This is a genomic window from Streptomyces sp. WM6378, from assembly GCF_001279695.1.
Classification (GTDB): Bacteria; Actinomycetota; Actinomycetes; order Streptomycetales; family Streptomycetaceae; genus Streptomyces.
Map to the genome: position 1 here is coordinate 28,199 of NZ_LGDD01000354.1, position 1,083 is coordinate 29,281.

Annotated in this window: 1 pseudogene (running past one end of the window); it reads right to left on the reverse strand. The window is 68.1% G+C overall.

Annotated elements, in window-relative coordinates:
- Nucleotides 1–1,083 (reverse strand): annotated as a pseudogene (locus tag ADK54_RS41620) (IS30 family transposase) (its annotated part extends 51 nt beyond the left edge of the window); the annotation flags it as partial.

Consider the following 1,083-nt stretch of genomic DNA (forward strand, 5'->3'; position numbering starts at 1 on the left):
GCGTGGCAGCGACCGCCTCGATATCCTCAGCTGCCCATCGAGAAAGGTCGGTTCCCTTCGGGAAGTACTGGCGCAACAGGCCGTTCGTGTTCTCGTTGGTGCCGCGCTGCCAGGGGCTGTGCGGATCGGCGAAGTAGACAGGGATGCCGGTCTCGATCGTGAACTGGGCGTGTGCCGAAAGCTCCTTGCCGCGGTCCCAGGTCAGCGACCGCCATAGTTGCTCGGGCAGGGTGCCGACCGTTGCCGCCAGCGCGTTCTTCATCGTCACCGCCCCGTAGCCGGCCAGCGGCGGCCCGTTCTTGGTCCGGGGAACCGTGCCGTAGCCGTCCTCGCGGGGCAGGTGGACGAGCACCGTGAACCGGGTGGTGCGCTCGACCAGCGTGCCGATCGCCGATCGCTCCAGTCCGATCAGAAGATCGCCCTCCCAGTGTCCCGGGACGGCCCGGTCGTCGGCTTCGGCCGACCGTTCACTGATCAACACCTCGGGTGTGACGTGGGCCCACGACTTCCGCTTGGACCGGGCTCGGGGCACCCGCAGGGCCCTGCCGGTGCGCAGGCAGGCGACGAGCTCGCGCTTGAGCGTTCCCCGGCCTTCGATGAACAGGGCCTGGTAGATCGCCTCGTGGCTGATCCGCATGGACTCATCATCAGGGAAGTCGGCCTTCAGCCGGTTCGCGATCTGCTCCGGACTCCACGCCATGACCCATCGGCGGTCGCCGCGATGCGGCTTGTTCCTTCCCTTCCACCGCGGCCCCTCCGGCCCCAGCATTGTCCCGTCGGGGCGGCTGACCTGGCCGGAAAGCCTTTCCTGTACGTAGTCCCGCAACCGGTCGTTGGCCGCCAGTTTCGCGGTCTTCGGGCGCTGGGCCACCAGATCGGCCTTCCACTGGGCGACCGAAGCCCTGTAGTCCCGTCGGCCGCCACGAGTCGCGGCGTTGCGCCGCAGTTCCCGGGACACCGTCGAAGGATCACGGCCGAGACGTCGCGCGGTCTCCCGGACCCCGATGCCCTGCGCTTTCAGGATCGCGATCTCTTCACGCTCGTGAAAGGACAGGTACCGGCCGGACTGCGGAGCAAGATCCA